The organism is Streptomyces sp. 3330 (assembly GCF_031456635.1).
Classification (GTDB): domain Bacteria; phylum Actinomycetota; class Actinomycetes; order Streptomycetales; family Streptomycetaceae; genus Streptomyces.
This window is the reverse complement of the sequence record NZ_JAVDVA010000025.1, coordinates 96,436-118,732: the sequence shown is the minus strand read 5'-3', so window position 1 is coordinate 118,732 and position 22,297 is coordinate 96,436. Positions and strand designations below refer to the sequence as shown.

Sequence of the window (22,297 nt, the reverse complement as noted above, 5' to 3'; positions counted from 1 at the left end):
GCCCCTCATCGGCCTTTCATGTCTTACCGGTTTCTTACAGGGAGGTGACTGACCGCCGACCATGTGAAGGGACGTCATGACTGGCTGGTTGAAGCGCCGTCGCCCCGGCGACGGTGGGCCGGGCGGCGACGAGGCCCCCGTGCGGGCCGGGGGATCGCCGCCGCAGTTCGCGGACGACGAGGCGTTGCGGGTGGCCAGCAGACTCCACGCCTTCAACCGGTACGAGCTGAAGTATCTGGTGCCGGTGGAGCAGGCGGCGCGGATCCGGGACGAACTCGGCGAGCGGATGGACCGCGACCTGCACAGCCCCGTCGGCGGCTACGGCGTGTGGAGCCTCTACTACGACACGCCCCAACTCCGCTTCTACTGGGAGAAGATCGAGGGCCTGAAGTTCCGCCGCAAGCTGCGTATCCGCCACTACGGGGACCTGGACGGGGTCACCGACGCGTCCCCGGTGTGCGTGGAGATCAAGCAGCGGGTCAACCGGGTCACCCAGAAGCGCCGCATCACCGTGCCCTACGCCACCGCCCGGAAGCTGTGCGACGAGCGGGAGATGATCGAGCACTCGGCGAAGGAGCGCGCCTTCGTCGACGAGGTCCTCGAGCTGGTGGTCAGGCTCAACCTCCAGCCCACCGCCATCACCGGCTACCAGCGTGAGGCGCTGGTCGGCCGCGACCAGGACACGGGACTGCGCGTCACCTTCGACCGCCGCATCCGCGGCCGCGACCGGGACTTCCACTTCGGCACGCCGAACGCCGAGAACCGGTTCACCGTCCCGCCGCACCTGTCGGTGATGGAGATCAAGGTCAACGAGCGCACCCCGTACTGGATCACCGACCTGGCGGCCAGGCGCAATCTGAGCCTCGTCCGGGTCTCCAAGTACGTCCAGAGCATCGAGGCGTTCGGCCTGGCCCCCAGGTCCGTCTTCCACCTGCGGGAGGAAGACCTCCCGCCGGCGCCCGGCGCCGTCCCCTTCATCCCCTCGCCCGCGTCCCCCACGACGCGACGCCCCACGGAGGCATCCCACTCGTGAATCTCAACGTCCAGGATCTGAGCGGCACGTTCAGCGTCACCGACATCGTGCTCGCCATGACCCTGTCCTTCGTGCTCTCCGCGATGATCGGCTACGTCTACCGGGCCACGCACAAGAACGTCTCCTACAGCCAGTCCTACGTGCAGACGCTGGTCATCGTCGGCATGATCGTCGCCTTGATCATGCTGGTCGTCGGCTCCAATCTGGCCCGCGCCTTCTCCCTGGTGGGAGCGCTGTCGGTGGTCCGCTTCCGCAACGCGGTCAAGGAGACCAGGGACGTCGGCTTCATCTTCCTGGCGATGGCCGTCGGCATGGCGTGCGGCGCCCGTTTCTACACGCTGGCGGCGGTCGGCGGCACCGTGATCGCCCTGATCATCCTGGCGATGAGCAAGTTCGACTGGTTCGCCCTCAACGTCCAGCGTCAGGTCGTCAAGGTCCAGGTGCCGGCGGGCGAGGACCACACCCACGCGATACAGGACGTCCTGCTGCGCCACACCGACGAGTTCGAGCTGGTGAGCACCGAGTCGATCCGCGGCGGCACCCTGACCGAGGTGTTCTACACGGTCCGCATCAAGAAGGGCCACGAGCCGGGTGAGCTGGTCGCCGCCCTCCAGGAACGCGCCATGGGTCAGCGGGTGACCGTGCTGACCGGTTACGACCAGACGGACCTCTGATGACCGCCCCCCGCACGCGGCTGGCGCACCGCATCCCGTTGCGGCTGCGCCACCACTGGAAGCCGGCCGGCTCCCTGGCCGTGGGGCTCTCGGTACTGCTGATCTTCTTCGGTGACGTACGCGTCACCCCCTTCGTCACCAGCGCCTCCACGGCGGACGGCGACGAGATCACGGAGAACGTCACGGGGGCGGTCGACCTGTTCGACGACTCGCGGACGCATTCGATCCAACTCGAGTACAGCGAGACCGACTTCACGGACATGATGGAGAAGTTCCAGGACGAGGGCGAGAAGGAGTACATCAAGGCCGACCTGACCGTCGACGGCGTGTACCTGAACGACGTCGGCATCCGCCTCAAGGGCAACTCCACGCTCCAGAGCCTGCGCGGCGGCGGCATGGGCGGCGGTGGCCAGGGCGGCCCCGCGGGCCAGGACGGAGGCGGCCAGAACGGCGGCCCGCAGCAGGACACCGAGGCGCAGAACGGCGGTCAGCAGAACGGTGACCAGCAGGACGGCGGTCAGCAGCAGGCTCCGCAGGGCGGCGCCGCCGCGGGAGCGGGCGGCGGCGGTGGCGGCGGCGGTATGACGCAGTTCGACCTCTCCGCCTCCAAGCCCGAGGAACTGCCCTGGCTCATCAGCATCGACGAGTACGTCGAGGGCCGCGCCTACGAGGGCCACCGCGAGCTCTCGCTGCGCCCCGGCGTCGACGAGGCCCTGCCGCTGAACGAGGCCCTGTCGCTGTCGTTGATGCGGAAGTCCGGTCAGACGGCGGAGAAGTTCGCCTTCACCGCGGTGCAGGTCAACAACCGTCCGGTGGCGACCCGGCTGATGGTCGAGAACCCGAGCAAGGACTACGTCGACGCGGAGCTCGGCAGCACGGGCGTGGCGTACAAGGCGCGGGCCGGCAGCAGCTTCGACTACGTCGGAGACGATCCCACCGAGTACGAGGAGTCGTTCAAGCAGCTCAACCTCAAGGGCAGCCAGGACCTCTCGCCGGTGATGAAGCTCCTCAAGTGGGTCGATCAGGCATCGGACGAGGAGTTCGCCGCCGACCTGGACCAGTACGTCGACGTGGAGTCCTTCGCGGAGTACGTGGCGACGCAGAACCTGCTCCTGAACTTCGACGACATGGCCGGGCCGGGCAAGAACTACGTGCTCTGGTACGACCTCGGCACCAAGAAGTTCTCCGTCCTCGGCTGGGACTTCAACCTGACGTTCAGCGGCACCGCCACCACCGGGCCCGACGACAGCACGAGCATGGGCGGCGGAGGCGGGGGCGCGATGCCGGGTGCCACCGCGCGGGACGGAGCAGCGGGCGCCCCGTTCGCGATGCCCTCCGGAATGCCCTCCGGAATGCCGTCCGGAATGCCGCAGGCTCCGGGGAACGGTCAGCAGGGCGGCGGGCAGGGCGCGGACACGGCGGAGGCCGGCGGGCCGGGCGGCGGTGGAGGCGGCGGCATGGGCGGCAACCTCCTCAAGGAGCGGTTCCTGGCGGCGGACGCCTTCGACGACGTCTACCACGCGGCCTACAAGAAGCTGTACCAGGAGTTCTACGCCTCCGGGTACGCGCTCGACGCCCTGGACTCCCTGGCCGCGCAGGCGAAGCAGGCGGGCGCGGACACCTCCGGGGTCTCCGCCACCGCGAAGTCCCTGAGCGGCACGGTCACCTCCCGGACGGAGAGTCTCGCGAAGAACGAGGTGATCACCGGCTGACCGAGGTCCGTCGCCCCGACGGCCGCACGGACGAACGGCGCGCCCCGGGCCCTGGAGGGCCGGGGCGCGCCGCCTGTCGCGCGCCGGTGTGCCGAGTCAGGTGCTCATCGGCTCACCGGGTACGGGTGGGTCAGTGGTGGCCGCCGTGCCCGCCGTGACCGCCGTGGCCGCCGCCGTGGTTGCCGCCGTGGTGACGGTTGCGGCCCCAGGACTCGTCGTCCACGAAGCGGCCGCGGTCGTTGCGCAGGGTGGCGGTGTCGGAGCGGTTGTCCCACACCTCCCTGTTGCGGTCCTGGAAGAGGTCGCGACGGGTGTCACGGCCCTCGCCGGTGTGGATGCGGACCGTGGAGCGGCCCTCCAGACGGTAGTGGTGGAACGTGTAGGTGCGGCCGTCCTCGTTCCTGAGGGTCCAGCCGTCGAGGTTGATGGTGTGGCGCGTGGTGTTGGTGAGTTCCACCCACTCCCTGTTCAGCGAGCTCCGGGAGCGGTCGTCACGTCCCGGGGCGTCGTACTGGACGGCGCTGATCCGCACCTCCGGGCGGTCGGGACGAGCGTGGTCGGACGCGGACGCCGGCAGTGCCATCGCACCGACCACGGCGCCGGCCGTGAGGGCGGCGGCGGTCAGACGACGAGCGGTGACAGAAGCGGAAGTGGACAAAGAGTTCCCCTGGGATGTGCGGGCACCTTCCCACTGCGGCCTTCGTGGACGCCGTGGGGGCTGGTGCGATGTGCGGGTGCGGTCGGCTGGCCGCACACACACTCTGTCCACGGAGTGCGGGAGATGGGTAGGAAACGTGGCGTGTGTTACCTGTTGTCCATATCTCTGTGACTCTCGCCTGCAACGTCCATTTAAGTGACTAAGTACTGAAGTTGACGTTACGGCAGCTGATGACCCCTTGTGGGAGTTGCCCTGTGCGGCTCGGACGCCATGCCGCGCCACCCCACGGGGACGCGGGCCGTCACCCGAAAGTGAGTAACGGCCGCTTGTCCGCCGTCACCCGTGGGACGCCGGGAAGGAGCCGGGCGGGGCCCGCGGGCCACCCGCGTCCGGCTAGAGGTAGTCCTCGAGGCGCGCGACCGTGAAGCCCTGTTCCTGGATGTGCCGCAGCAGGTTGACCGTCATCTCGGTCATGGTCGTGCCCTTGAGTTCGGACGGCCCGCGGAAGTGGGCCAGCACGATGTCGCCCGGGTGGAGCTTCTTGTCGCCGCGCTGATACTGCATGTTCTTGATCTGCATGGACTCGCGCCACAGGACGATCGCCTCGACCCCGCAGGACGCGGCGGCGGCCCGGGTGTCCTCGTTCCAGTTGCCGTAGGGCGGACGGAACAGCCGCGGGGTGGTGCCGTAACGATCCTTCAGCTTGGTCTGCTGGCCGCAGATCTCCTGCTGCTGCGCGGCCGCGCCCAGGGTGCGCAGGTTCGGGTGGGTCAGCGTGTGGTTGTGGACGCCGGCGCCGAGGTCCTGGAGCTTGCCGAAGTAGCCGTAGTCGGCGCTGATGGCGGAGTCCGTCAGGAACATCGTGAAGGGGATCTTCAGCTCCCGCATCATCGTCAGGAACTCGGGGTCCTTCTCGGCGCCGTCGTCGAAGGTGAGGAAGACGATCTTCTGCCGGGTGGGTATCTCGCTGATCACCGGCACCTGCCCGTCCGCGGCCGGCAGCTCGACCGGCTTGGCTCCGGGCGGGGCGGGCGGCGCGACCGGCGGTTCGAGGCCCCACTGGGCGTAGGCGGCCTCGACACCCGCCCGCGCGTCCCCCTCACCGGTCGACGACGGACCGGACGGTGCGGAGCCGGACGGCGCGGAACCGGACGGCGCGGCGGCGGGACGGCGCGAGTCCGTCCCGGTCTCGGTCCCGCACCCCGTCGCGACGCCCGTCGCGAGAAGAACGCAGGCCAGCGCCGCCCCTGTGATCCGCCTGTTCATCGTGTGCACCCCACGCCGTCCGTACGCCTCACCCGTCCACTGCTTGATGTCGAACGGACGTCCGAGGTTCCGCTCCGGAGCGGACCGGGTCCCGCGTCTCCCCGGTGCGGGCGGGCGCGCGATGATGGCCGGTATGCGCATCCGCATCGACGCCGTCGACCTGCCCGGCCTCACCCGACCGGCCTCCGCGGACGGCAGGGTCCCCGCGTACGGCAACCTGCACGTCGCCGTGCAGCGTCGCGACCGTCCGGGCGAACTGCTCGCACCGCATCCCGGCGACGCGCCGTCCGCGACCTGGACCCTGGAGTGCACCACCAGCTCCTCGCCGACCGGCACCGAGGTCAGCGGGCCCTACGTCCAGGACCGCCTGGGCCGGCGGTTCGTCTACCTGTCGTGGGGCACGGTCGACGCGTCGGGCGTCTTCTCGATGTTCCGGCGCGCGAAGCTCATGCTCGACGCCGTCCCCGCCGACGTGCTCGCCGCCGCCGCGCGGGACGGGCTGCTGGTCGGACGCCTCGGCCTGACCGACGCCCAGGGCGGCCCCCGCTGCGCGCGCGTCGAGCCCCCGGACATCACCTGGACCGCCGAACGCGCCGACTAGAGCGGCTTGGCTACGCTTGGCATGAAAGTGCCTATTGAGGTGCAAAGGCGAACAAATGCCCCAAGGAACCGAAGAGGGATCCCGGTGCCGGCCTTCCGGCCGTGAGGCGCAGGTCCCTCACCCGCGCGTCCGTGGCGGTCGCGGTCGCCGCCGCGACAAGGCGGGCCTCACCTGACGAACGCGCCCGAGGCGGAAGGAGGTGGTCCCGTGCCTCAGCCCCTGCTGGCCCTGCGCGGCGTCTCCAAGCGGTTCGCCGCCGTCCAGGCCCTGGAGGACGTCGAGCTGGAGATCAGAGCCGGGGAGGTGGTCGCCCTGATGGGCGACAACGCCGCCGGCAAGTCGACCCTGGTCAAGGTGATCTCGGGAGTGGGTCCCGCCGACAAGGGCGTCATCGAGTGGCAGGGCGGCGCCGTCCAGATCAGGCGTCCCCAGGACGCGCAGATGCTGGGGATCGCGACCGTCTACCAGGACCTCGCGATGTGCGGCAACCTCGACGTCGTCGCCAACCTCTTCCTCGGCCGGGAGATCCACCGGTTCGGCATCCTCGACGAGGTGGAGATGGAGCGTCGCACCCGCGAGCTGCTCAAGACCCTGTCCATCCGCATCCCCGACGTGCGCGTGCCGCTCGCCACGCTGTCCGGCGGCCAGCGGCAGGTCGTCGCGATCACCCGCTCGTTCCTCGGCGAGCCCCGGCTCGTCCTGCTCGACGAGCCCACCGCCTCCCTGGGCATCGAGCAGACCAGCCAGCTCCTCGACCTGATCGAGGAACTGCGCGACCAGGGCCTCGGAGTGCTCCTCATCAGCCACAACATGGGGGACATCAAGGCCGTCGCCGACCGCGTGGCCGTGCTGCGCCTCGGCCGAAACAACGGCTTCTTCGACGTGAACACCACCTCCCAGGAACAGATCATCTCCTCCATCACCGGCGCGTCGGACAACGCCGTGGCGCACCGGACGAGCCGTCCGGAGGAGGCGTGGCCCTGAGGGGGAAATGATCGGCGGGGTGCTGTTCACCGCGGTGGTCGCCGACTCCCCGACCCGGCGCTCCGCGGAGTCGCGCGGACGGCTCTGAGCGGCGTCCGGCGTTCAGGGGGCCGGGGGCGTCGTGGGGGCCGCGGTGGTGGAGCGGCGCCGGGGGAGGAGGTGTCCCCGCCGGGCGGCCGCACGCAGGAACACCACCGTGGGGACGGCGCAGACGAGAAGCGCGGCGAGGCCGGCCTCCGGACCGAAGCCGCCGCCGGTGAGCGCGTCGGGGCCCGAGAGCACACCGTGCACCAGGCCCGCCGGGGCGTCCTCGTTGCCGGAGACCGTGGTGCCGAAGAGGCCGCTCTCGGCGAAGTTCCAGCCGAAGTGCACGCCGATCGGGAGCCAGAGGCGGCGGGTGGCGACATAGGCGGCGCCGGTCAGCAGGCCACCCTCGACGGCGATGGCCAGCGCGCCCCACACGGTGGCGCCGGAGTTGAAGAGGTGCAGGGCGCCGAACAGCAGCGCCGAGACCGCCAACGCGGCCCGGGTGCCGGTGAGTTCCTCCAGCAGCCGGAAGACGATGCCGCGGAAGAGGAGCTCCTCGGTGACGGCGACGCCCGCCATCATCCCGAGGTAGGTCACCACCCCGCCCACGGAGGTCCCGCCCCGCGTGCCGTACCCGCCGAACAGGGCGACGACCGCGAGCGTCGCGCTGAACAGGCCGAGGCCGACGAGCGTTCCGGTGCGCAGCCCGGAGACGGCGGTCGTCCTGTCCAGTTCGGACACGGGACGCTGTTCCAGCGCCCGTACGACCGCCGCGTAGCTCAGCAGCGCGAGGACCACGACGACCGCGCCGAACAGCAGGGACAGGACCGGGTTGTCCCCCGCCACGGCCCTCGTCCCGGCGGCGAAAGCCGTCACCACCACGAACAGCGCCACCATCGCCACCAGCCGCACCCCGGCCGGACGCACCCGCCGCGCGACGGCGAACGGCTCCTGCGAGAACAGGTCCTCGGAGCCGTTCGGCAAGTACTTCAGCGTGCTCCTCAGCGGGCGCGCGCCTTTGAGCGGCATGACGTTTCCTCCCCGGCCGGGCGGCGGTCCGGTGACCGCCGCGTCGGCAGGAACGCTACGAGCGCGGGGCGCCCTCGATCATCGCCCTGGGGTGGACAGTCGCGTGTAGCTCTCCCGGGGGACAACGGCCCGTTCAGTCGTGGACGGTGACCAGGCCCACCCGGTGGGCGAGCACCACCGCCTGGACGCGGTCGCGCAGGTCGAGCTTGGTGAGGATGCGGGAGACGTACGTCTTGACCGTCTCGCGGCTGAGGACCAGCCGGTCGGCGATCTCGGCGTTCGACAGCCCCTCCGCGATGAGTCTCAGCACCTCGGTCTCCCGGGGCGCGAGGGCCGACAGCGCCTCCGGGACGGCGGACCCGCGGGCGTCGGGACGGATCCGGTCGGCGAACCTGCCGACGAGCCGCCGGGTGACGGCCGGCGCCAGCAGCGACTCGCCCGCGGCGATCGTCCGGATCCCCTGCACGAGGTCCCGGGGCGGCGCGTCCTTCAGCAGGAAGCCGCTCGCGCCGGCCCGCAGCGCCTCGTACACGTACGCGTCCAGGTTGAAGGTGGTGACCACCAGGATCCTGACCGGGTCGGCGACGCCGGGCCCGGCCAGCAGCCGGGTCGCCTCGATCCCGTCCAGGAGGGGCATCCGGATGTCCATCACCACCACGTCCGGGCGCAGCCGGGTCGCGGCCTCCACCGCCGCACGGCCGTCGGCGGCCTCTCCGACGACCTCGAGGTCGGGCTGCGCGCCGAAGATGGTGACGTAGCCGGTGCGCACCAGCTCCTGGTCCTCGCACACCAGGACGCGGATCGGTGTTCCGGCTCCGGCGCCGGTACCGCCGCCGGTCATGCCCGCCTCGCCGCAGGCGCGGGGGCGGGGATCCGGGCGCGGACGGCGAAGCCGCCGTCGGGCAGGGCGCCGGCGTGCAGCTCGCCGCCGAACACGCCGACCCGCTCGCGCAGTCCCTCCAGTCCGTGGCCGCCTCCGCCGCCGAGCGGCCTGGGCGCGGCAACGGCCGGTCCCGCGGATTCCGCGGGCCTCGCGGGCGCTCCCCCGGTGGTCACCTCGACCTCGATCGCGTCCTCCCCGTGGTGGACCCGGACGCGCGTCCCGTGGCCCGGCGCGTGCCGGAGCGCGTTGGTGAGCGCCTCCTGCACCACGCGGTACACGGCCAGTTCCAGCGCCGAGGGCAGCGGCCGTCGCTCTCCGCGCTCCGTCAGCTCCACCGGCTGGCCCGCCGCCCTGACCTGCTCGACCAGAGCGCCCAGATCGCCCGGCGCGGACCCGCGGCCCGCCTCGTGCGACGGCTCGCCGGGGACCGCGCGGCCGGGCGCCGGGCCGTAGGGGCCGTCGTCGGTGGCCTTCAGTACGCCCAGCAGGTGCTGGAGATCGGTCAGGGCGCGCCGGCCGGAGTCACTGATCGCACCCAGCCCCACGGCCACCCGGTCCGGCGCGTCGGCGAGCAGGTACTGCGCCGCGTCCGCCTGCACCACCATCGCGGTGACGTGGTGCGTCACCACGTCGTGCAACTCCCGTGCGATACGGGCCCGTTCCCGCGCCGTCGCCATCTGCGCACCGATGCGCCGCCGTTCCTCCTCCCCGGCCCGCCGGGCCCGCACCGATCTGCCCACGGCCCAGCACGCCACGAGCACCAGGTACATGAGGACGAAGTCGGAGACCCGCTGCGGTGAGCCCCTGCCGTGCAGTCCGAGCGCGAACAGCGCGAACAGTCCGGCCGCGACGGCCGCCGACACGACGAGGCGCAGGCCTCGCGCGCGCTCCCCGTGGGCGCCCGCGCTGTACAGGGCGACATACAGGCCCACACTCGCGAACGTCTGCGGATAGCCCGCCAGTTCATGGATCGCGCACGCTCCCGCCACCAGCGCGAGGCACACCCCGGGCCACCGGCGCCGCAGCACCAACGGCAGCCACAGGGACGCCGCCACCAGAAGGCCCGGGCCGTCGTACGGACGCTGCGTCAGATCGCCGAACTCCGCGCCGACGGGGGCGGTCACCGGCGCGAAGACCACCGGCGCGAGGGCGATGGTGAGGACGCCGTCCCGCACCAGGACGCCCCGCGCACTCCAGCGCGCCACGACGGCACGCACGCCGTCCGCCGGTGATGACCGTGATGACGCCGTCGCCTCGAACACAGAGGCGAGCCTAGCCCCCGCCCGGGCCCCGCAGGCCCCGCTTCGAGGCGCCGCTTCGGCACCGTCTCCGGCGCCACTTCCCGCGCCGTCGCCGCGCCTTCGCCGTCCCGCCCTCGGCACCACAGCGACACCGGAAGGTTCGGTGAAATTTCGAAACATTCGAAGAAGATGGCCCTGGTTATTTGATCTTGACTTTACCGATCTTGCTCCAGTGAAGGGGAGCATTCGCGCCGAGAGGACCGCCGAACTGCGACGATGGCCCCTCACTCACAACACGCCAGCTTCGAATGTTTCGAAGTGAAAACCGAAAGTATTGACAGTTGTCGTGCCCCGGCCAACACTGACGCCGTCATCGGCCGTATGAGGACGAGGAGGAAGCACGCACATGAAAACCGCACCCGCACAGCGACTCAGGCTGCTCATCAGCGGTGTCTGCACCATGCTGCTGGTCGCCGTGGCCGCGCTCACCCTGCCCGGCACCGCGCACGCCGACACCGTCGTCACCACGAACCAGACCGGGACCGACAACGGCTACTACTACTCGTTCTGGACCGACTCGCAGGGCACGGTCTCCATGAACCTGGGCTCCGGCGGCAACTACAGCACCTCGTGGAGCAACACCGGTAACTTCGTCGCCGGCAAGGGCTGGAGCAACGGCGGACGCCGGAGCGTCACCTACTCGGGCACCTTCAACCCGTCCGGCAACGCCTACCTGGCCCTCTACGGCTGGACCTCGAACCCGCTCGTCGAGTACTACATCGTCGACAACTGGGGCACCTACCGGCCCACCGGCACGCACATGGGCACCGTCACCAGCGACGGCGGCACGTACGACATCTACAGGACGACGCGGTACAACGCCCCGTCCGTCGAGGGCACCAAGACCTTCGACCAGTACTGGAGCGTCCGGCAGTCCAAGAGGACCGGCGGCACCATCACCACCGGCAACCACTTCGACGCCTGGGCCCGCGCCGGAATGACCCTGGGCAGCTTCAGCTACTACATGATCCTCGCCACCGAGGGCTACCAGAGCAGCGGCAACTCCAACATCACGGTGGACGGCGCCGGTTCGGGCGGCGGCACCGGCGGTGGCGGTGGCACCGGTAGCTGCGCCGCGACCCTGTCCGCGGGCCAGCAGTGGAGCGACCGCTACAACCTCAACGTCGCGGTCACCGGCTCCAGCAACTGGACCGTCACGATGAACGTCCCCTCCCCGGCGAAGATCCTCTCCACCTGGAACATCAGCGCCTCCTACCCCAGCGCCCAGGTCCTCACCGCCAAACCCAACGGCAGCGGCAACAACTTCGGCGTCACCGTCCAGGCCAACGGCAACTGGACCTGGCCGACGGTCTCCTGCACCGCGAGCTGACCCCCGCACCCGCCCCACGCTGGAGGACCACCCCCTATGAGCACCAGACCGAAACTCTCCTTACGCGCACTGGTCACGAGGCTGGTCGTCGTCGCGACGGCCGCCGCCTGCACCCTCACCGTCCAGGCCGCCGCCCCCGCACAGGCCGCCGCGTGCGGCGGGTACGTCGGGCTCACCTTCGACGACGGCCCGGGCGGCACCACGACGGCCCTGCTCAACGCCCTCACGCAGAACGGCCTGCGGGCCACGATGTTCAACCAGGGCCAGTACGCCGCCGCCAACCCGTCCCTGGTCCGGGCCCAGGTGAACGCCGGCATGTGGGTCGGCAACCACAGCTACACCCACCCGCATCTGACCCAGCTCGGCCAGTCCCAGATCGACTCCGAGATCTCCCGGACCCAGTCGGCCGTCGCCGGCGCGGGCGGCGGCACTCCGGTGCTCTTCCGCCCGCCGTACGGCGAGACCAACGCGACGGTGAAGGCGGTCGAGGCCAAGTACGGCCTGACCGAGATCATCTGGGACGTGGACTCGCAGGACTGGAACAACGCGAGCACCGACGCGATCGTGCAGGCCGCGGGCCGGCTCACCAACGGCCAGGTCATCCTCATGCACGACTGGCCCGCCAACACGCTCGCCGCGATCCCGCGCATCGCACAGGGCCTCGCCGCGCGGGGCCTGTGCGCCGGCAAGATCTCCCCGCAGACCGGACGCGCCGTGGCGCCCGACGACAACGGCGGCGGGGGTGGCGGTGGCACCGGTAGCTGCGCCGCGACCCTGTCCGCGGGCCAGCAGTGGAGCGACCGCTACAACCTCAACGTCGCGGTCACCGGCTCCAGCAACTGGACCGTCACGATGAACGTCCCCTCCCCGGCGAAGATCCTCTCCACCTGGAACATCAGCGCCTCCTACCCCAGCGCCCAGGTCCTCACCGCCAAACCCAACGGCAGCGGCAACAACTTCGGCGTCACCGTCCAGGCCAACGGCAACTGGACCTGGCCGACGGTCTCCTGCACCGCGAGCTGACCCCGGCCCGCCACCACCCGCACCGTGGCGCGGCGACCCCGGCCGCCGCGCCACACCACGGCCCGGCGACGCCCGTGAAGCATTATCTGTTGTCGCAAAGTGAGAAATGAAAGGGAAGCGCGATGAGTATTTCTCGACCGACAGACGGAGCGTAATTATCGGTCACGCACCGTCGATCGCGGCATGCTACTGTCGTTAGCAGTTGCAGTTGTGGTCTCCAGAAGGTTTTTCCGACGGGGTGATCATCACGGCGACCGGGATCCGCACAGGGTGGATTCCGACACCGTTCCCGAAGGAGATTCAACATGGCTGCCGGCACCGTGAAGTGGTTCAACGCGGAAAAGGGCTTCGGCTTCATCGAGCAGGACGGCGGCGGCCCCGACGTCTTCGCCCACTACTCGAACATCGCCGCCCAGGGCTTCCGCGAGCTTCAGGAGGGTCAGAAGGTGACCTTCGACATCGCGCAGGGCCAGAAGGGCCCGACCGCCGAGAACATCGTCCCCGCCTGACACCCACGCAGACGCGGACACAATAATTTCGCAGCTGGGGCCCGCACCTTGGGGTGCGGGCCCCAGCTCGCTGCTTTTCCGCGGATAAAACCCGCGGCGCATTTTCGCCGTCGACCCGATTCGACGCCGTCGCCTTTGGCCCGTTCACGCGATTCTCAGCGCCGCACCTGTGCCGCGGGAATTCCTTGATACGCGCCGACGCATCAAGGAAGGTTCCTTTGAACCACGCACGCACGCACACCCGCAGGAACGACCGCTTCGCCGACCACCGTTCCCGGCCCGACCGCTCCGGCGCCCCGCGCCGCGGCAACGACGACGGCGGACGCCGACGGATCTCGCCCCAGGGCGAGTTCGCGCCGCCGAAGACGATCACCCCCGCGCTGCCCGCCGTCGAGTCGTTCGCCGAGCTGGCCATGCCGGAGCGGCTGCTGGCCGCGCTGGGTCACGAGGGCGTGGCCATACCGTTCCCGATCCAGGCGGCGACCCTCCCGAACTCACTCGCGGGCCGTGACGTGCTCGGCCGCGGCCGCACCGGCTCGGGCAAGACGCTCGCCTTCGGTCTCGCGGTGCTGGCCCGTACGGCCGGCCGGCGCGCCGAACCGCGCCAGCCGCTCGCGCTGGTCCTCGTGCCCACCCGCGAACTCGCCCAGCAGGTCACCGACGCGCTCGCGCCGTACGCCCGCTCCGTGGGGCTGCGCCTGGCCACCGTGGTCGGCGGGATGTCGATCGGCAGGCAGGCAGGCGCGCTGCGCGGCGGCGCCGAGGTCGTCGTGGCCACACCGGGCCGGCTCAAGGACCTGATCGACCGCGGCGCCTGCCACCTGGACGCCGTCGACATCACCGTCCTCGACGAGGCCGACCAGATGGCCGACATGGGCTTCATGCCGCAGGTCACCGCGCTGCTCGACCAGGTGCGCCCCGACGGCCAGCGGATGCTCTTCTCGGCCACCCTCGACCGCAACGTGGACCTGCTGGTCCGCCGCTACCTGGTCGACCCGGTGGTGCACTCCGTCGACCCGGTCGCGGGCGCCGTCACCACGATGGAGCACCACGTCCTCCACGTGCACGGCACGGACAAGCAGCAGACGACCACCGAGATCGCGGCACGCGACGGCCGGGTGATCATGTTCCTGGACACCAAGCACGCGGTGGACCAGCTGACCAGGCACCTGCTGCACAACGGCGTGCGCGCCGCGGCCCTGCACGGCGGCCGGTCCCAGCCGCAGCGGACCCGGACGCTGGCCCAGTTCAAGGACGGTCACGTCACGGTGCTGGTGGCGACCAACGTCGCGGCCCGCGGCATCCACGTCGACAACCTCGACCTGGTCGTCAACGTCGACCCGCCGAGCGACCCCAAGGACTACCTGCACCGCGGCGGCCGTACGGCACGCGCCGGGGAGTCCGGCAGCGTCGTGACCCTGGTGACCCCCGACCAGCGGCGCGGCATGAGCCGGCTGATGGTCTCGGCCGGCATCACCCCGCAGATCACCCAGGTCCGCTCGGGCGAGGCGGAGCTGAGCCGCGTCACGGGCGCCCGGACGCCCTCCGGCGTCCCGGTCGTCATCACCGCGCCGGCCGCGGCCACGCCCCGTCGCCGCACCGGGTCCTCCGCGTCGCCCTCGTCCCCCTCCTCCTCGTCCCCCTCCTCCTCGTCCCGGTCCTCCTCGTCCCGGGGCCGCCGCGGGCGGCCGGGCCGGAACCGGCCCGCCGTCAACCCGGCGGCCTGACGCCGCAGCCGGTCCACGCGACCGGAAGGCTCATCCATCCCCGCAGGAGGCACCAGTGACACCGGTACAGACGCACCCGGCACCGACGCACCCGGTACGGACACGGCGGCGGCACGACCACTCCGGGCCGCGCGTCCGTGACGACATGACCGTCGAGGTGGCGCTGTCCGTCATGGCCGGCGCCCGGGTCGAGTATCTGCTGATCTGCGACGCGGACGACCAGTGCACGGGCTCGGTCGGCCGGGACCGGCTGACCGCACTGCGCGCCGGGGCCGCCTACACGGACCGGCTCCGCCTGCGGGACGTGCTCGACGCGCCGCTCCGGCCCTCGTCGAGGCCCTGCTCCTTCTCTCTGTGAGGCACCATGCGCTGTGTCATCGCCCGCTACCCGTTCGACCTCACCAAGGACGGCGTCATGGACTCGATGAAGGGCATTACGGCCGAGCCCGTCACGGGTGAGTCCGTGACCATCGGCCGCCGCCGCTACCCCGTCAAGCAGGTGGGGGAGATCGTCACCCGCCAGGACCGCCGTGATTTCACCAGCGGCGAGGTCGTCCGGGCCATGGTCCGGCTCGGCTTCACCTGCCACGAGCACCCCACCGCCCCCGTACAGGCCCTGACGCCGCTCCAGAGCGCCTCGGCGCAGCTCGGCGCTCCCGGGACCTGGGAGGCCTGACGGGCCGAACACCCGCGAACCCTGTGAGGGCCCTGCCGACACCCGTCGGCGGGGCCCTCTCGGCGTGGGGGGACCACGAGAGGTATCTGCACCACCGAAGATCTGAAATCTACTCTCGTCAGCGTAGACATTGGCATGCGGCTTGGGTAACGTTTCTCGCGTACGCACGACCAGCCAGTGGTCGGTTCAGAGGAAGGACGGAAACGCATACGCCATCAGGATCGCCCGGCCCGAGGAAGATTCCGGGTCCGGGTACCGCACGGCCATGGATTGGAAGGTGGTCCCCGGTCACGCAGTCGCGATCCACGCGCCCCCGCCCGTACGAAGGGCCCAGGTAGCGCAATCAGCAGGTCGGCCCAGCAGGACAGCCGACCGATGGTGTTGAATTTCCCTCGGGGCCCTGGTGCCGTACGGCACCAGGGCCCCCTGACGCGTTGCTCAACGAGGTGAAATGACAGCAGATACCCCGCTCGGTGGTCGTCTCGAAGACGACGACTATCCCGCATACACGATGGGCCGGGCCGCAGAGATGCTCGGCACCACTCCGGGCTTCCTCCGCGCCATCGGCGAGGCCCGGCTGATCACTCCCCTCCGCTCGGAGGGGGGACACCGCCGCTACTCCCGCTACCAGCTCCGGATCGCCGCGCGCGCCCGCGAGCTCGTCGACAAGGGCACCCCGATCGAGGCCGCGTGCCGCATCGTCATCCTCGAGGACCAGCTCGAGGAGGCTCAGCGCATCAACGCCGAGTACCGCCGCGCGGCGAACGGGGCGTCCGACAGCTCCAGCTGAGCGGAACCGGAACGTCGGGTCCGGCCGTTACGCCACGGCGCGAGCGCGGGCCTACCGGCCGCCGACCGTGGCGCCGACCGGCGCGCCGGGCACCACGGCGGGGACGGACATCGCGACGCCGTCCGGCAGTACGGGAACACGCGGTCGGGCCGGAGCGGTGACGACCGGCCGGCGGGCGACACCCGCCGCCGACCCGCCCGAGCCGTCGATCCGTCCGAGCCGTCGACCTGTCCGAGCCGCCGACGGCGGCCACCACGGCCGCCCACGCCGGCGGGCCCGAGCCGAGCGCCGGACCGACAGGGAGGGCCAAGGCGTCGCCGAGCCGCCGTGGCGAACGGCCCGGCCCGCTGGGCCGCCCGGGCTCAGCCTGCCTGGGACGGCGTCTGCTTGATGCCGTCGACGATCGCCCGCTTGAGGATGGCGCTGGTGTAGGTGACCGTGCCGGGCTTGATCAGGGCGTCCGTCCCGGTCAGCCGCTTCACCTGGACCGTGCGCTCGCCGAGGAAGACGTGGCTCTTCGTGTCGAAGATCCACTCTTCGCGCTGCCCGCTGGTCTCGTCCAGCCGGGCCACCGCCACCCCGTGCCGGCCGACCGCGTCCACGGCGTCGTTCACGACCACGACCCCGGGGATCCTCGCGGCGGCCTTGAACAGCGCCGAGTACAGCTCCGCCGGCGGATAGCTCTCGGTGAGCAGGTCACCGATGGTGGTGAAGGCCTCCTGGTCCGGGGTGTTCCCCTGGCCCTCGGTCTCCTTGTAGATCTTGGCGAGCAGCTCGTCGGGGTCGGTGGTCAGCTTGGTCAGGTAGTCGTAGGACGGCGCTCCGAGGCGCGCCTTCGGGGTCTCGCCCCGCTCGTCGGGGAGGCTCAGGGTCTCGCCCTCGGGGCTGTCGTTGACGGCGGGGTCGATCAGCCAGCCCTCGGTGCCGTCCGGGGAGTCCCACCGCTGACGGGTGTGCAGCTGGTGACTGGCCAGGCTGGTCTTGTCGCCGACGGTCTTCAGGAAGGTGTCGGCCGACTTGGACTCGATGTAGATGTACTGACCGGGCCGCACCACCGGGTGGTCGTCCTCGGCCGCCGCCAGCGAGATCTGGTCGAGCAGCTGCGGCAGGCCCTTGGTGGTGGCGACGCCGACGGTCGTGGTCAGGGCCGGTCCGGTGGCGACACCGCCGTCCCTGACGCCGCCGCCCCCGGTGTTCGCCACACCGAGGACGACCACCCCGGCCAGGGCGGCGGCCAGCACGGGCAGGGTGATCGCCGGGCGCGGCAGCCGCGACCGCCGGACGCCGCCCGGGGCGGCCGCCGTCGTGCGCTCTTCCCGTCGTGCTTCGTGGATCTGGGCCATCAGACGCTCCTTGTGGAACTGGTGACGGCCCGTCGGCAGGTCACGCGCCGTCCGGGCGAAGAGCTCTGTGCTCTCCGGCCCCTCGGCCGGACTCTGCCGGGACGTGTTCGCGTTCATCGGTTTCCTCCCTGCGCGGGCCGGACCACGTGTGCGTGATCGCCTTTTACCTGTCGACCGGGGCGGCCGCCTTCCCGATTTCCGCGGACTTTTCCGGGCGTCCGGTCGGGCGGCGGGCGGTGGGCCGGTTCGTCCGCGGCGAGCGCCCGCAGTTTTCTGCGGGCCCGGGACAGACGGGAGGCGACGGTGCCGACCGGGATCCCCAGGGCTTCGGCCGCGGCCTCGTAGTCCAGTCCCTCCCCCAGACAGAGCGCCACGACCTCGCGCTCCGGTCTGCGCAGGCCGGCCAGGGCGGTGAGGGCCGTCGCGAGCCGTCGCCGGTCGTCGATCCGGTCGGCGACCTCGTCGGCGTGGTCGGGCACGGACAGTTCGGCCGCCGCGGCGGCGCCGGCCGCCGCCCGGTACCGCCGGTTGCTGCGGTACTGGTTGCGGGCGGTGTTGGTGGCGATGCCCAGCAGCCAGGGCCGCAGGGAGCCGCCCTCGGGGTCGACCCGGTCGCGCAGCCGCCACGCCTCCATGAAGGTCGCGGCCATCACGTCCTCGGCCGTCGACCAGTCGGCGGTCAACCGGAAGGCGTGGTTGTAGACGGCGCGGGCGTAGTCGTCGAACAACTCCGCGAACGCGCTCGACTCCCCGGCCCGTACCCGGGTACGCATATGAGTGCTCACCTCAATGAGCTGTCCGGCACTCGACACCGACTTCCCGTGACCTGCGCCACACTCGCCCCGGCGGCTCGTGCCGGGTCTTGGGTCAGAGGTTCGCACGCGGGCGCGGTCACCTCCGGCGGTGCTCGGCGGCGGTCCTCAGGTCGTGCAGCCAGGCTTCGAGGCCCGCGCCGAGTGCCGCGGTCGCGGTGGGGACGTCGGCTTCCACCTGGGCGCCGGTCCAGGTCTCCTCGGTGTGGACGCGGACGCCGCCCTCGACCTCGGTGAAGGTCCACAGATGGACGCCCTCGTCGATCCGCAGGCCCTGGCCGATCGCGGGTCCGCTCCACAGGACGCAGGCCTCGCTCCGGAGTTGCCGGACCGTGGAGGTGATCTCCAGGGTGGTGGCCGGAGTGGTGGGCGTGGCGGGGGCGGGGGTCGTCCAGCGGAACCGCGAGCCTTTCCCGAGCCGGCCGGGGTCGAGACGTCCGGCGGTGAGGACGGGCCCCTGCCAGGACGGCCAGCGTTCGACGTCGGTCTGGAGCTTCCAGACGGTGCTGAGCGGCGCCTTGATCACCACATCGGATCGGTAGCGGATACGGGCGGAGGCGTCCACGCCCTGCCCCCGGCACCGCGACGCGTGGCCGTGGTGGCCGTGGTGAGCGCCGACGGCGGGTGCGGGCGTGGTCCGGACGGGCGCGGCCTGCGCGGCGGGCACGGAGGTCGCGAGGGTGCCGACGACGGCGAGGGCGAGCGGAAGCGCGGACGTCAGCATCCTGGTGCCGGGCATGAAGTTCCCCTTGCTCTGGTGGCCTGGTGGCCTGGTGACAGGTGGCCGGGTGGGGCGTCGGGCGCGGGGCGAGCGCGGGTGCGAGGTGCGGGCGCGAAGTGCGGGTACAGGGTGCAGGCACGGGGTGCGGGCGCGAACGCCCGGCCTGCCGGTGACAGGCGTCTCGGGCGGGGACGCCCACCGGTGCAGCCCGCCCAGGGGCACGGCGGCTACGGGTGGAGGACGACCTTGCCCGCGGCCGTTCCGGACTCGGCCAGCCGGAGGGCGGCGGCGACGTCGGTGAGCGGGAGGCGGGCCGCTATCCGGGGTGTCACGTCACCGCGCCGGAGGGCGGCGAAGAGCTCGGTGAGGTCGTTGCGCAGGCGGGCCCGGAAGCGGTTCTTGGCCAGGGCGCGGCCGGCCCAGACGTTGTAGAAGCAGGCGCGGCGGCGGTTGGGCAGCGCGTTCCAGAGCCACAGCCGGCCGAGCAGCTTCAGCACGGGCCACTGCCTGGACCCCTCGTCGTCCCGCGTGGAGGCGGTGCCGTAGGAGACGAGCGTGCCGCCGGGGGCGAGGAGGCGCCAGGAGTCGACGATGCCCCGGCCGCCGACGTGGTCGAAGACGGCGTCCACACCGCCCGGGGCGAGTGCGCGGATCCGGGCGGCCAGGTCGTCCGTGCGGTAGTCGACCGGGGTGACTCCCTGGTCCCGCAGGGCGTCGTGGTGCCGGGTGGACGCCGTGCCGATCACCCGCACGCCGGCGGCCCGGGCCAGCTGGACCAGCACCGAGCCGACGCCGCCGTTGGCGCCGTGCACGACGACGGTGCCGCCCGCGCGGACCCGTGCCTTGCGGTGCAGCATCTGCCAGGCGGTGATGCCGTTGACCACCAGGGTCTCCGCCTCCGCCGCGTCGATCCCGGCGGGCACCGGCACCACGTCGGCGGCGTCGACGAGGACGTGACTGGCCCAGCCGCCGACCTTGAGCAGGGCGGCCACCCGGGTCCCGGCCAGACCGGCCGCGACGCCCTCGCCGGTCGTCAGCACCGTGCCGACCAGGTCGTAGCCGGGGACGAAGGGGAACGGCGGCTGGTCGTAGTAGCGGCCGCGGCGCATCTGCTGTTCGGCGAAGGAGACCCCGGTCGCCTCCATCCGGATCAGCACCTGGCCGGGGCCCGGGGCGGGGACGGCTCCGTGCCGGATCCGCAGCCCTTCCGGCTCGACCTTGCCCGGCAGGACGACCTCGACGAGTCCCTCGGCGTGCATGACGACCTCCAGTGAGTGTTACTTGCGCTTGCGTTCGTTAGAAGTTGTAACGCAGAGCGGGAGGGAGTGTCAATAATGTTCGTGATAGCCTCTAACTAGATCTTGGGCCCGTATTCGCGGAAGCGGGTGCGCGAGCGAGCGGAGAGGTGGCGTCAGGCCATGGCGGAGACGGGTGCGACGACCCCGCGCGAGCGCTATCGCGCCCAGGTGCGTGCGGAGATCAAGGAGCGCGCGTGGGAGCAGATCGCCACGGCGGGCGCGTCCGCGCTCTCCCTCAACGCGATCGCCAAGCAGATGGGGATGAGCGGACCCGCGCTGTACCGGTACTTCGCCGGCCGCGACGAGCTGATCACCGCGCTCGTCCGGGACGCCTACCGGAGCCTCGCCGACGCGTTCCGCGCCACCTCGGCGGCGGGCGGCGACCTGACCGGACTGGCGCACACGCTGCGCGACTGGGCCCTGGCGGATCCCCAGCGGTACTTCCTGGTGTACGGCACGCCCGTCCCGGGCTACCACGCGCCCGACGACGTCACCACGATCGCGTCCGAGATCATGACGGCCCTGCTCGACGCCTGCGCCGACCTGCCCGCCGACGGTCCGCCGGCCCCGCTCACCGCCCGCCTCGAAGGTCTCGGCGACCGGTGGACGGACGGCCACTCCGCCCCGCCCACCGCCCTCCACCGGGCCCTGACCTGCTGGACCCGCCTGCACGGCGTCCTGTCCCTGGAACTGGCGGGCCACTTCACCGGAATGGGCTTCGACCCCGCCCTGCTCTTCACCGCCGAACTCGACACCCTGACCGGCCCCCGGCCGAACTGACGCCGCCACACGCCGAGCCGCCGCACGCGCCACCCGCCCCAGCGCGGACGGCGGCGGTGTCACCCGCGCGCGGACGGTCTACGTCCGGCGGGGATCGGTGGCGAGCACCGGGGGATCCTCCGAACGCAGCCGGAACTTCGCGTGCACACCCAGGCTCTCGCGAGCGGCGACGTAGAACTCGTCGCGCTTCTCCTGGAATTCACGGAACGCCTTCATCCAGTCCTCGGGCGTGCCCGGACGCAGGTCCCTGACGAACTGTCCGCCAGCGACGTGAACCGCTTCACCGCGTCGGCATAGCGGAGATAGCAGTCCAGGCGGTGCTCGTCCCACCGTGTGGTGAGCTGACGCCGCCATCGGGCCCGTTCCATCAGGGCTCCTCCGGCGTACGAGGCCGCCGCGCCGACGAGCACGCCGATCAGAGTGAACAACTGTCCCGACATACCCGCCCCCGCCGATCACGTAGCCCTCGCCCGGACCCTACGCGCAGGGCCTCGCCCACGTCAGCGGGCGGGTCGGCCGTCGGGTGGGTCTCCAGGGGAATCCCGTAAGTCGGCGGGCCGGATGAAATACTTCCGGTTCCAAAGGAGTTGGTGACGGCATGACTCAACGTCCCGCACCTCGCACGCTGTCCGACGAAGCGCTCTCCGAGCTGCTCGGGCGACAGCGGTTCGGCACGCTCGCCACTGTCCGGCGTACCGGCCACCCGCACCTGACCACGATGGCCTACAGCTGGGACGCCGACGCCCGGATCGCGCGGTTCTCGACGACCGCCGACCGCGTCAAGGTCCAGCACCTGCGCCGTGACCCGCATGCCGCCCTGCACGTGCCGGGCGACGACGTGTGGTCGTTCGCCGTCGCCGAGGGCGAGGCCGGGATCTCCGAGGTGACGACCGTCCCCGGTGACGCCGTCGGGCGGGAGCTGCTCGGGATGATCCCGGCGCAGGCGCGGCCCGAGGACGAGGACGAGTTCCTGGAGCAGCTGGTCGCCGAGCGCCGCGTGGTCGTCCGGCTGAAGGTGGACCGGCTGTACGGGACGGCGCTCGACATCGACGGGTAGAACGGCCGGGCACGCAGGAACAGCTGGGCACGCCGGAACGGCCGGGCGCGGTCGGCCTGACGT

Annotated in this window: 24 protein-coding genes; 14 read left to right on the top strand and 10 right to left on the bottom strand. The window is 71.5% G+C overall.

Annotation, left to right across the window (positions count from 1 at the left end):
* The first annotated feature begins 190 nt into the window (after positions 1-190).
* From J2X68_RS32710 to J2X68_RS32700, 3 genes are read left to right on the top strand one after another with little or no spacing between them, the layout of a single operon-like run.
* Positions 191-1,033 carry a polyphosphate polymerase domain-containing protein gene (locus J2X68_RS32710; RefSeq protein ID WP_310436230.1) on the top strand — a complete coding sequence of 281 codons (843 nt, stop codon included), beginning with the start codon at positions 191-193 and terminating at the stop codon, positions 1,031-1,033.
* A gap of 56 nt (positions 1,034-1,089) precedes the next feature.
* Positions 1,090-1,707: a DUF4956 domain-containing protein gene (locus tag J2X68_RS32705; RefSeq protein WP_372481728.1), complete on the top strand. Its 618-nt coding sequence runs from the start codon at positions 1,090-1,092 to the stop codon at positions 1,705-1,707.
* Positions 1,707-3,419 (top strand): CotH kinase family protein, encoded by a 1,713-nt coding sequence (locus tag J2X68_RS32700; protein WP_310436217.1) that lies wholly within the window; start codon positions 1,707-1,709, stop codon positions 3,417-3,419. Before J2X68_RS32705 ends, J2X68_RS32700 begins: the two co-directional genes overlap by 1 nt.
* 130 nt (positions 3,420-3,549) lie before the next feature.
* On the opposite strand, the gene J2X68_RS32695 is transcribed toward J2X68_RS32700, so the two are convergent.
* On the bottom strand, positions 3,550-4,077 hold the full coding sequence (locus J2X68_RS32695; protein ID WP_310436216.1) for a lamin tail domain-containing protein: 528 nt from the start codon (positions 4,075-4,077) through the stop codon (positions 3,550-3,552).
* Between the two features lie 393 nt (positions 4,078-4,470).
* Positions 4,471-5,343 carry a polysaccharide deacetylase family protein gene (locus J2X68_RS32690; protein ID WP_310436215.1) on the bottom strand — a complete coding sequence of 291 codons (873 nt, stop codon included), beginning with the start codon at positions 5,341-5,343 and terminating at the stop codon, positions 4,471-4,473.
* 133 nt (positions 5,344-5,476) lie between these two features.
* On the opposite strand from J2X68_RS32690, the gene J2X68_RS32685 reads away from it, so the two are divergent.
* Both J2X68_RS32685 and J2X68_RS32680 read left to right on the top strand, forming a co-directional pair.
* On the top strand, positions 5,477-5,944 hold the full coding sequence (locus J2X68_RS32685; RefSeq protein ID WP_310436214.1) for a DUF5990 family protein: 468 nt from the start codon (positions 5,477-5,479) through the stop codon (positions 5,942-5,944).
* Between the two features lie 207 nt (positions 5,945-6,151).
* On the top strand, positions 6,152-6,928 hold the full coding sequence (locus J2X68_RS32680; RefSeq protein ID WP_310436213.1) for an ATP-binding cassette domain-containing protein: 777 nt from the start codon (positions 6,152-6,154) through the stop codon (positions 6,926-6,928).
* Between the two features lie 102 nt (positions 6,929-7,030).
* Here the strand turns inward: J2X68_RS32680 and J2X68_RS32675 are convergent, their stop codons facing one another.
* The 3 genes from J2X68_RS32675 to J2X68_RS32665 form a co-directional block, all read right to left on the bottom strand.
* A complete protein-coding gene (locus tag J2X68_RS32675; RefSeq protein ID WP_310436212.1) occupies positions 7,031-7,984 on the bottom strand; it encodes a type II CAAX endopeptidase family protein in 954 nt (317 codons plus the stop codon).
* 133 nt (positions 7,985-8,117) lie between these two features.
* The gene (locus tag J2X68_RS32670) at positions 8,118-8,825 is read right to left on the bottom strand and encodes a response regulator transcription factor (protein WP_310436211.1); all 708 of its coding nucleotides are present in this window, start codon (positions 8,823-8,825) and stop codon (positions 8,118-8,120) included.
* Entirely contained in the window at positions 8,822-10,129 is a 1,308-nt protein-coding gene (locus J2X68_RS32665) for a histidine kinase (protein WP_310436210.1), read from the bottom strand. Before J2X68_RS32665 ends, J2X68_RS32670 begins: the two co-directional genes overlap by 4 nt.
* 385 nt (positions 10,130-10,514) lie before the next feature.
* Between J2X68_RS32665 and J2X68_RS32660 the strand changes: the two genes are divergently transcribed.
* From J2X68_RS32660 to J2X68_RS32630, 7 genes are all read left to right on the top strand, one after another.
* A complete protein-coding gene (locus tag J2X68_RS32660) occupies positions 10,515-11,498 on the top strand; it encodes a glycoside hydrolase family 11 protein (RefSeq protein WP_399041392.1) in 984 nt (327 codons plus the stop codon).
* A gap of 36 nt (positions 11,499-11,534) precedes the next feature.
* Complete coding sequence (locus tag J2X68_RS32655) at positions 11,535-12,521, top strand: polysaccharide deacetylase family protein (protein WP_310436209.1); 987 nt, start codon at positions 11,535-11,537, stop codon at positions 12,519-12,521.
* 305 nt (positions 12,522-12,826) lie between these two features.
* Positions 12,827-13,030 carry a cold-shock protein gene (locus tag J2X68_RS32650; RefSeq protein WP_020133169.1) on the top strand — a complete coding sequence of 68 codons (204 nt, stop codon included), beginning with the start codon at positions 12,827-12,829 and terminating at the stop codon, positions 13,028-13,030.
* 218 nt (positions 13,031-13,248) lie between these two features.
* On the top strand, positions 13,249-14,757 hold the full coding sequence (locus J2X68_RS32645; RefSeq protein WP_310436208.1) for a DEAD/DEAH box helicase: 1,509 nt from the start codon (positions 13,249-13,251) through the stop codon (positions 14,755-14,757).
* A 145-nt stretch (positions 14,758-14,902) separates the two neighbouring features.
* Positions 14,903-15,115 carry a CBS domain-containing protein gene (locus J2X68_RS32640; protein WP_310436207.1) on the top strand — a complete coding sequence of 71 codons (213 nt, stop codon included), beginning with the start codon at positions 14,903-14,905 and terminating at the stop codon, positions 15,113-15,115.
* Positions 15,116-15,121: 6 nt separating this feature from the next.
* Positions 15,122-15,433 carry an SCO5918 family protein gene (locus tag J2X68_RS32635; RefSeq protein WP_310436206.1) on the top strand — a complete coding sequence of 104 codons (312 nt, stop codon included), beginning with the start codon at positions 15,122-15,124 and terminating at the stop codon, positions 15,431-15,433.
* 451 nt (positions 15,434-15,884) lie between these two features.
* Positions 15,885-16,223 carry a MerR family transcriptional regulator gene (locus tag J2X68_RS32630; protein WP_310436205.1) on the top strand — a complete coding sequence of 113 codons (339 nt, stop codon included), beginning with the start codon at positions 15,885-15,887 and terminating at the stop codon, positions 16,221-16,223.
* Between the two features lie 362 nt (positions 16,224-16,585).
* On the opposite strand, the gene J2X68_RS32625 is transcribed toward J2X68_RS32630, so the two are convergent.
* From J2X68_RS32625 to J2X68_RS32610, 4 genes are all read right to left on the bottom strand, one after another.
* Positions 16,586-17,683, bottom strand: a complete 1,098-nt coding sequence (locus tag J2X68_RS32625; RefSeq protein ID WP_310436204.1) for a CU044_5270 family protein — start codon at positions 17,681-17,683, stop codon at positions 16,586-16,588.
* Positions 17,680-18,339, bottom strand: a complete 660-nt coding sequence (locus J2X68_RS32620) for a sigma-70 family RNA polymerase sigma factor (RefSeq protein ID WP_310436203.1) — start codon at positions 18,337-18,339, stop codon at positions 17,680-17,682. The genes J2X68_RS32625 and J2X68_RS32620 overlap by 4 nt, the downstream gene beginning before the upstream one ends.
* Positions 18,340-18,457: 118 nt before the next feature.
* Positions 18,458-19,117, bottom strand: a complete 660-nt coding sequence (locus J2X68_RS32615; RefSeq protein ID WP_310436202.1) for an SRPBCC family protein — start codon at positions 19,115-19,117, stop codon at positions 18,458-18,460.
* Positions 19,118-19,326: 209 nt separating this feature from the next.
* Positions 19,327-20,358, bottom strand: coding sequence for a medium chain dehydrogenase/reductase family protein (locus J2X68_RS32610; RefSeq protein ID WP_310436201.1), 1,032 nt, complete (start codon positions 20,356-20,358; stop codon positions 19,327-19,329).
* A 159-nt stretch (positions 20,359-20,517) separates the two neighbouring features.
* Here J2X68_RS32610 and J2X68_RS32605 point away from each other — a divergent pair, with 159 nt between their 5' ends.
* Positions 20,518-21,177 (top strand): TetR/AcrR family transcriptional regulator, encoded by a 660-nt coding sequence (locus J2X68_RS32605; RefSeq protein WP_310436200.1) that lies wholly within the window; start codon positions 20,518-20,520, stop codon positions 21,175-21,177.
* 78 nt (positions 21,178-21,255) lie between these two features.
* Here J2X68_RS32605 and J2X68_RS32600 read toward each other — a convergent pair whose 3' ends face one another.
* On the bottom strand, positions 21,256-21,393 hold the full coding sequence (locus J2X68_RS32600; protein ID WP_310436199.1) for a hypothetical protein: 138 nt from the start codon (positions 21,391-21,393) through the stop codon (positions 21,256-21,258).
* 382 nt (positions 21,394-21,775) lie between these two features.
* Here J2X68_RS32600 and J2X68_RS32595 point away from each other — a divergent pair, with 382 nt between their 5' ends.
* On the top strand, positions 21,776-22,234 hold the full coding sequence (locus J2X68_RS32595; RefSeq protein WP_310436198.1) for a TIGR03618 family F420-dependent PPOX class oxidoreductase: 459 nt from the start codon (positions 21,776-21,778) through the stop codon (positions 22,232-22,234).
* Positions 22,235-22,297 lie beyond the last annotated feature (63 nt).

Excerpts from the sequence above, each read along its gene's own strand:
- J2X68_RS32705 (WP_372481728.1), top strand. The coding sequence starts at position 1,090 with ATGACCCTGTCCTTCGTGCTCTCCGCGATGATCGGCTACGTCTACCGG.
- J2X68_RS32700 (WP_310436217.1), top strand. The coding sequence starts at position 1,707 with ATGACCGCCCCCCGCACGCGGCTGGCGCACCGCATCCCGTTGCGGCTG.
- J2X68_RS32690 (WP_310436215.1), bottom strand. The coding sequence starts at position 5,343 with ATGAACAGGCGGATCACAGGGGCGGCGCTGGCCTGCGTTCTTCTCGCG.
- J2X68_RS32685 (WP_310436214.1), top strand. The coding sequence starts at position 5,477 with ATGCGCATCCGCATCGACGCCGTCGACCTGCCCGGCCTCACCCGACCG.
- J2X68_RS32675 (WP_310436212.1), bottom strand. The coding sequence starts at position 7,984 with ATGCCGCTCAAAGGCGCGCGCCCGCTGAGGAGCACGCTGAAGTACTTG.
- J2X68_RS32670 (WP_310436211.1), bottom strand. The coding sequence starts at position 8,825 with ATGACCGGCGGCGGTACCGGCGCCGGAGCCGGAACACCGATCCGCGTC.
- J2X68_RS32660 (WP_399041392.1), top strand. The coding sequence starts at position 10,515 with ATGAAAACCGCACCCGCACAGCGACTCAGGCTGCTCATCAGCGGTGTC.
- J2X68_RS32655 (WP_310436209.1), top strand. The coding sequence starts at position 11,535 with ATGAGCACCAGACCGAAACTCTCCTTACGCGCACTGGTCACGAGGCTG.
- J2X68_RS32650 (WP_020133169.1), top strand. The coding sequence starts at position 12,827 with ATGGCTGCCGGCACCGTGAAGTGGTTCAACGCGGAAAAGGGCTTCGGC.
- J2X68_RS32640 (WP_310436207.1), top strand. The coding sequence starts at position 14,903 with ATGACCGTCGAGGTGGCGCTGTCCGTCATGGCCGGCGCCCGGGTCGAG.
- J2X68_RS32635 (WP_310436206.1), top strand. The coding sequence starts at position 15,122 with ATGCGCTGTGTCATCGCCCGCTACCCGTTCGACCTCACCAAGGACGGC.
- J2X68_RS32630 (WP_310436205.1), top strand. The coding sequence starts at position 15,885 with ATGACAGCAGATACCCCGCTCGGTGGTCGTCTCGAAGACGACGACTAT.
- J2X68_RS32625 (WP_310436204.1), bottom strand. The coding sequence starts at position 17,683 with ATGAACGCGAACACGTCCCGGCAGAGTCCGGCCGAGGGGCCGGAGAGC.
- J2X68_RS32620 (WP_310436203.1), bottom strand. The coding sequence starts at position 18,339 with ATGCGTACCCGGGTACGGGCCGGGGAGTCGAGCGCGTTCGCGGAGTTG.
- J2X68_RS32615 (WP_310436202.1), bottom strand. The coding sequence starts at position 19,117 with ATGCCCGGCACCAGGATGCTGACGTCCGCGCTTCCGCTCGCCCTCGCC.
- J2X68_RS32610 (WP_310436201.1), bottom strand. The coding sequence starts at position 20,358 with ATGCACGCCGAGGGACTCGTCGAGGTCGTCCTGCCGGGCAAGGTCGAG.
- J2X68_RS32605 (WP_310436200.1), top strand. The coding sequence starts at position 20,518 with ATGGCGGAGACGGGTGCGACGACCCCGCGCGAGCGCTATCGCGCCCAG.
- J2X68_RS32600 (WP_310436199.1), bottom strand. The coding sequence starts at position 21,393 with ATGAAGGCGTTCCGTGAATTCCAGGAGAAGCGCGACGAGTTCTACGTC.
- J2X68_RS32595 (WP_310436198.1), top strand. The coding sequence starts at position 21,776 with ATGACTCAACGTCCCGCACCTCGCACGCTGTCCGACGAAGCGCTCTCC.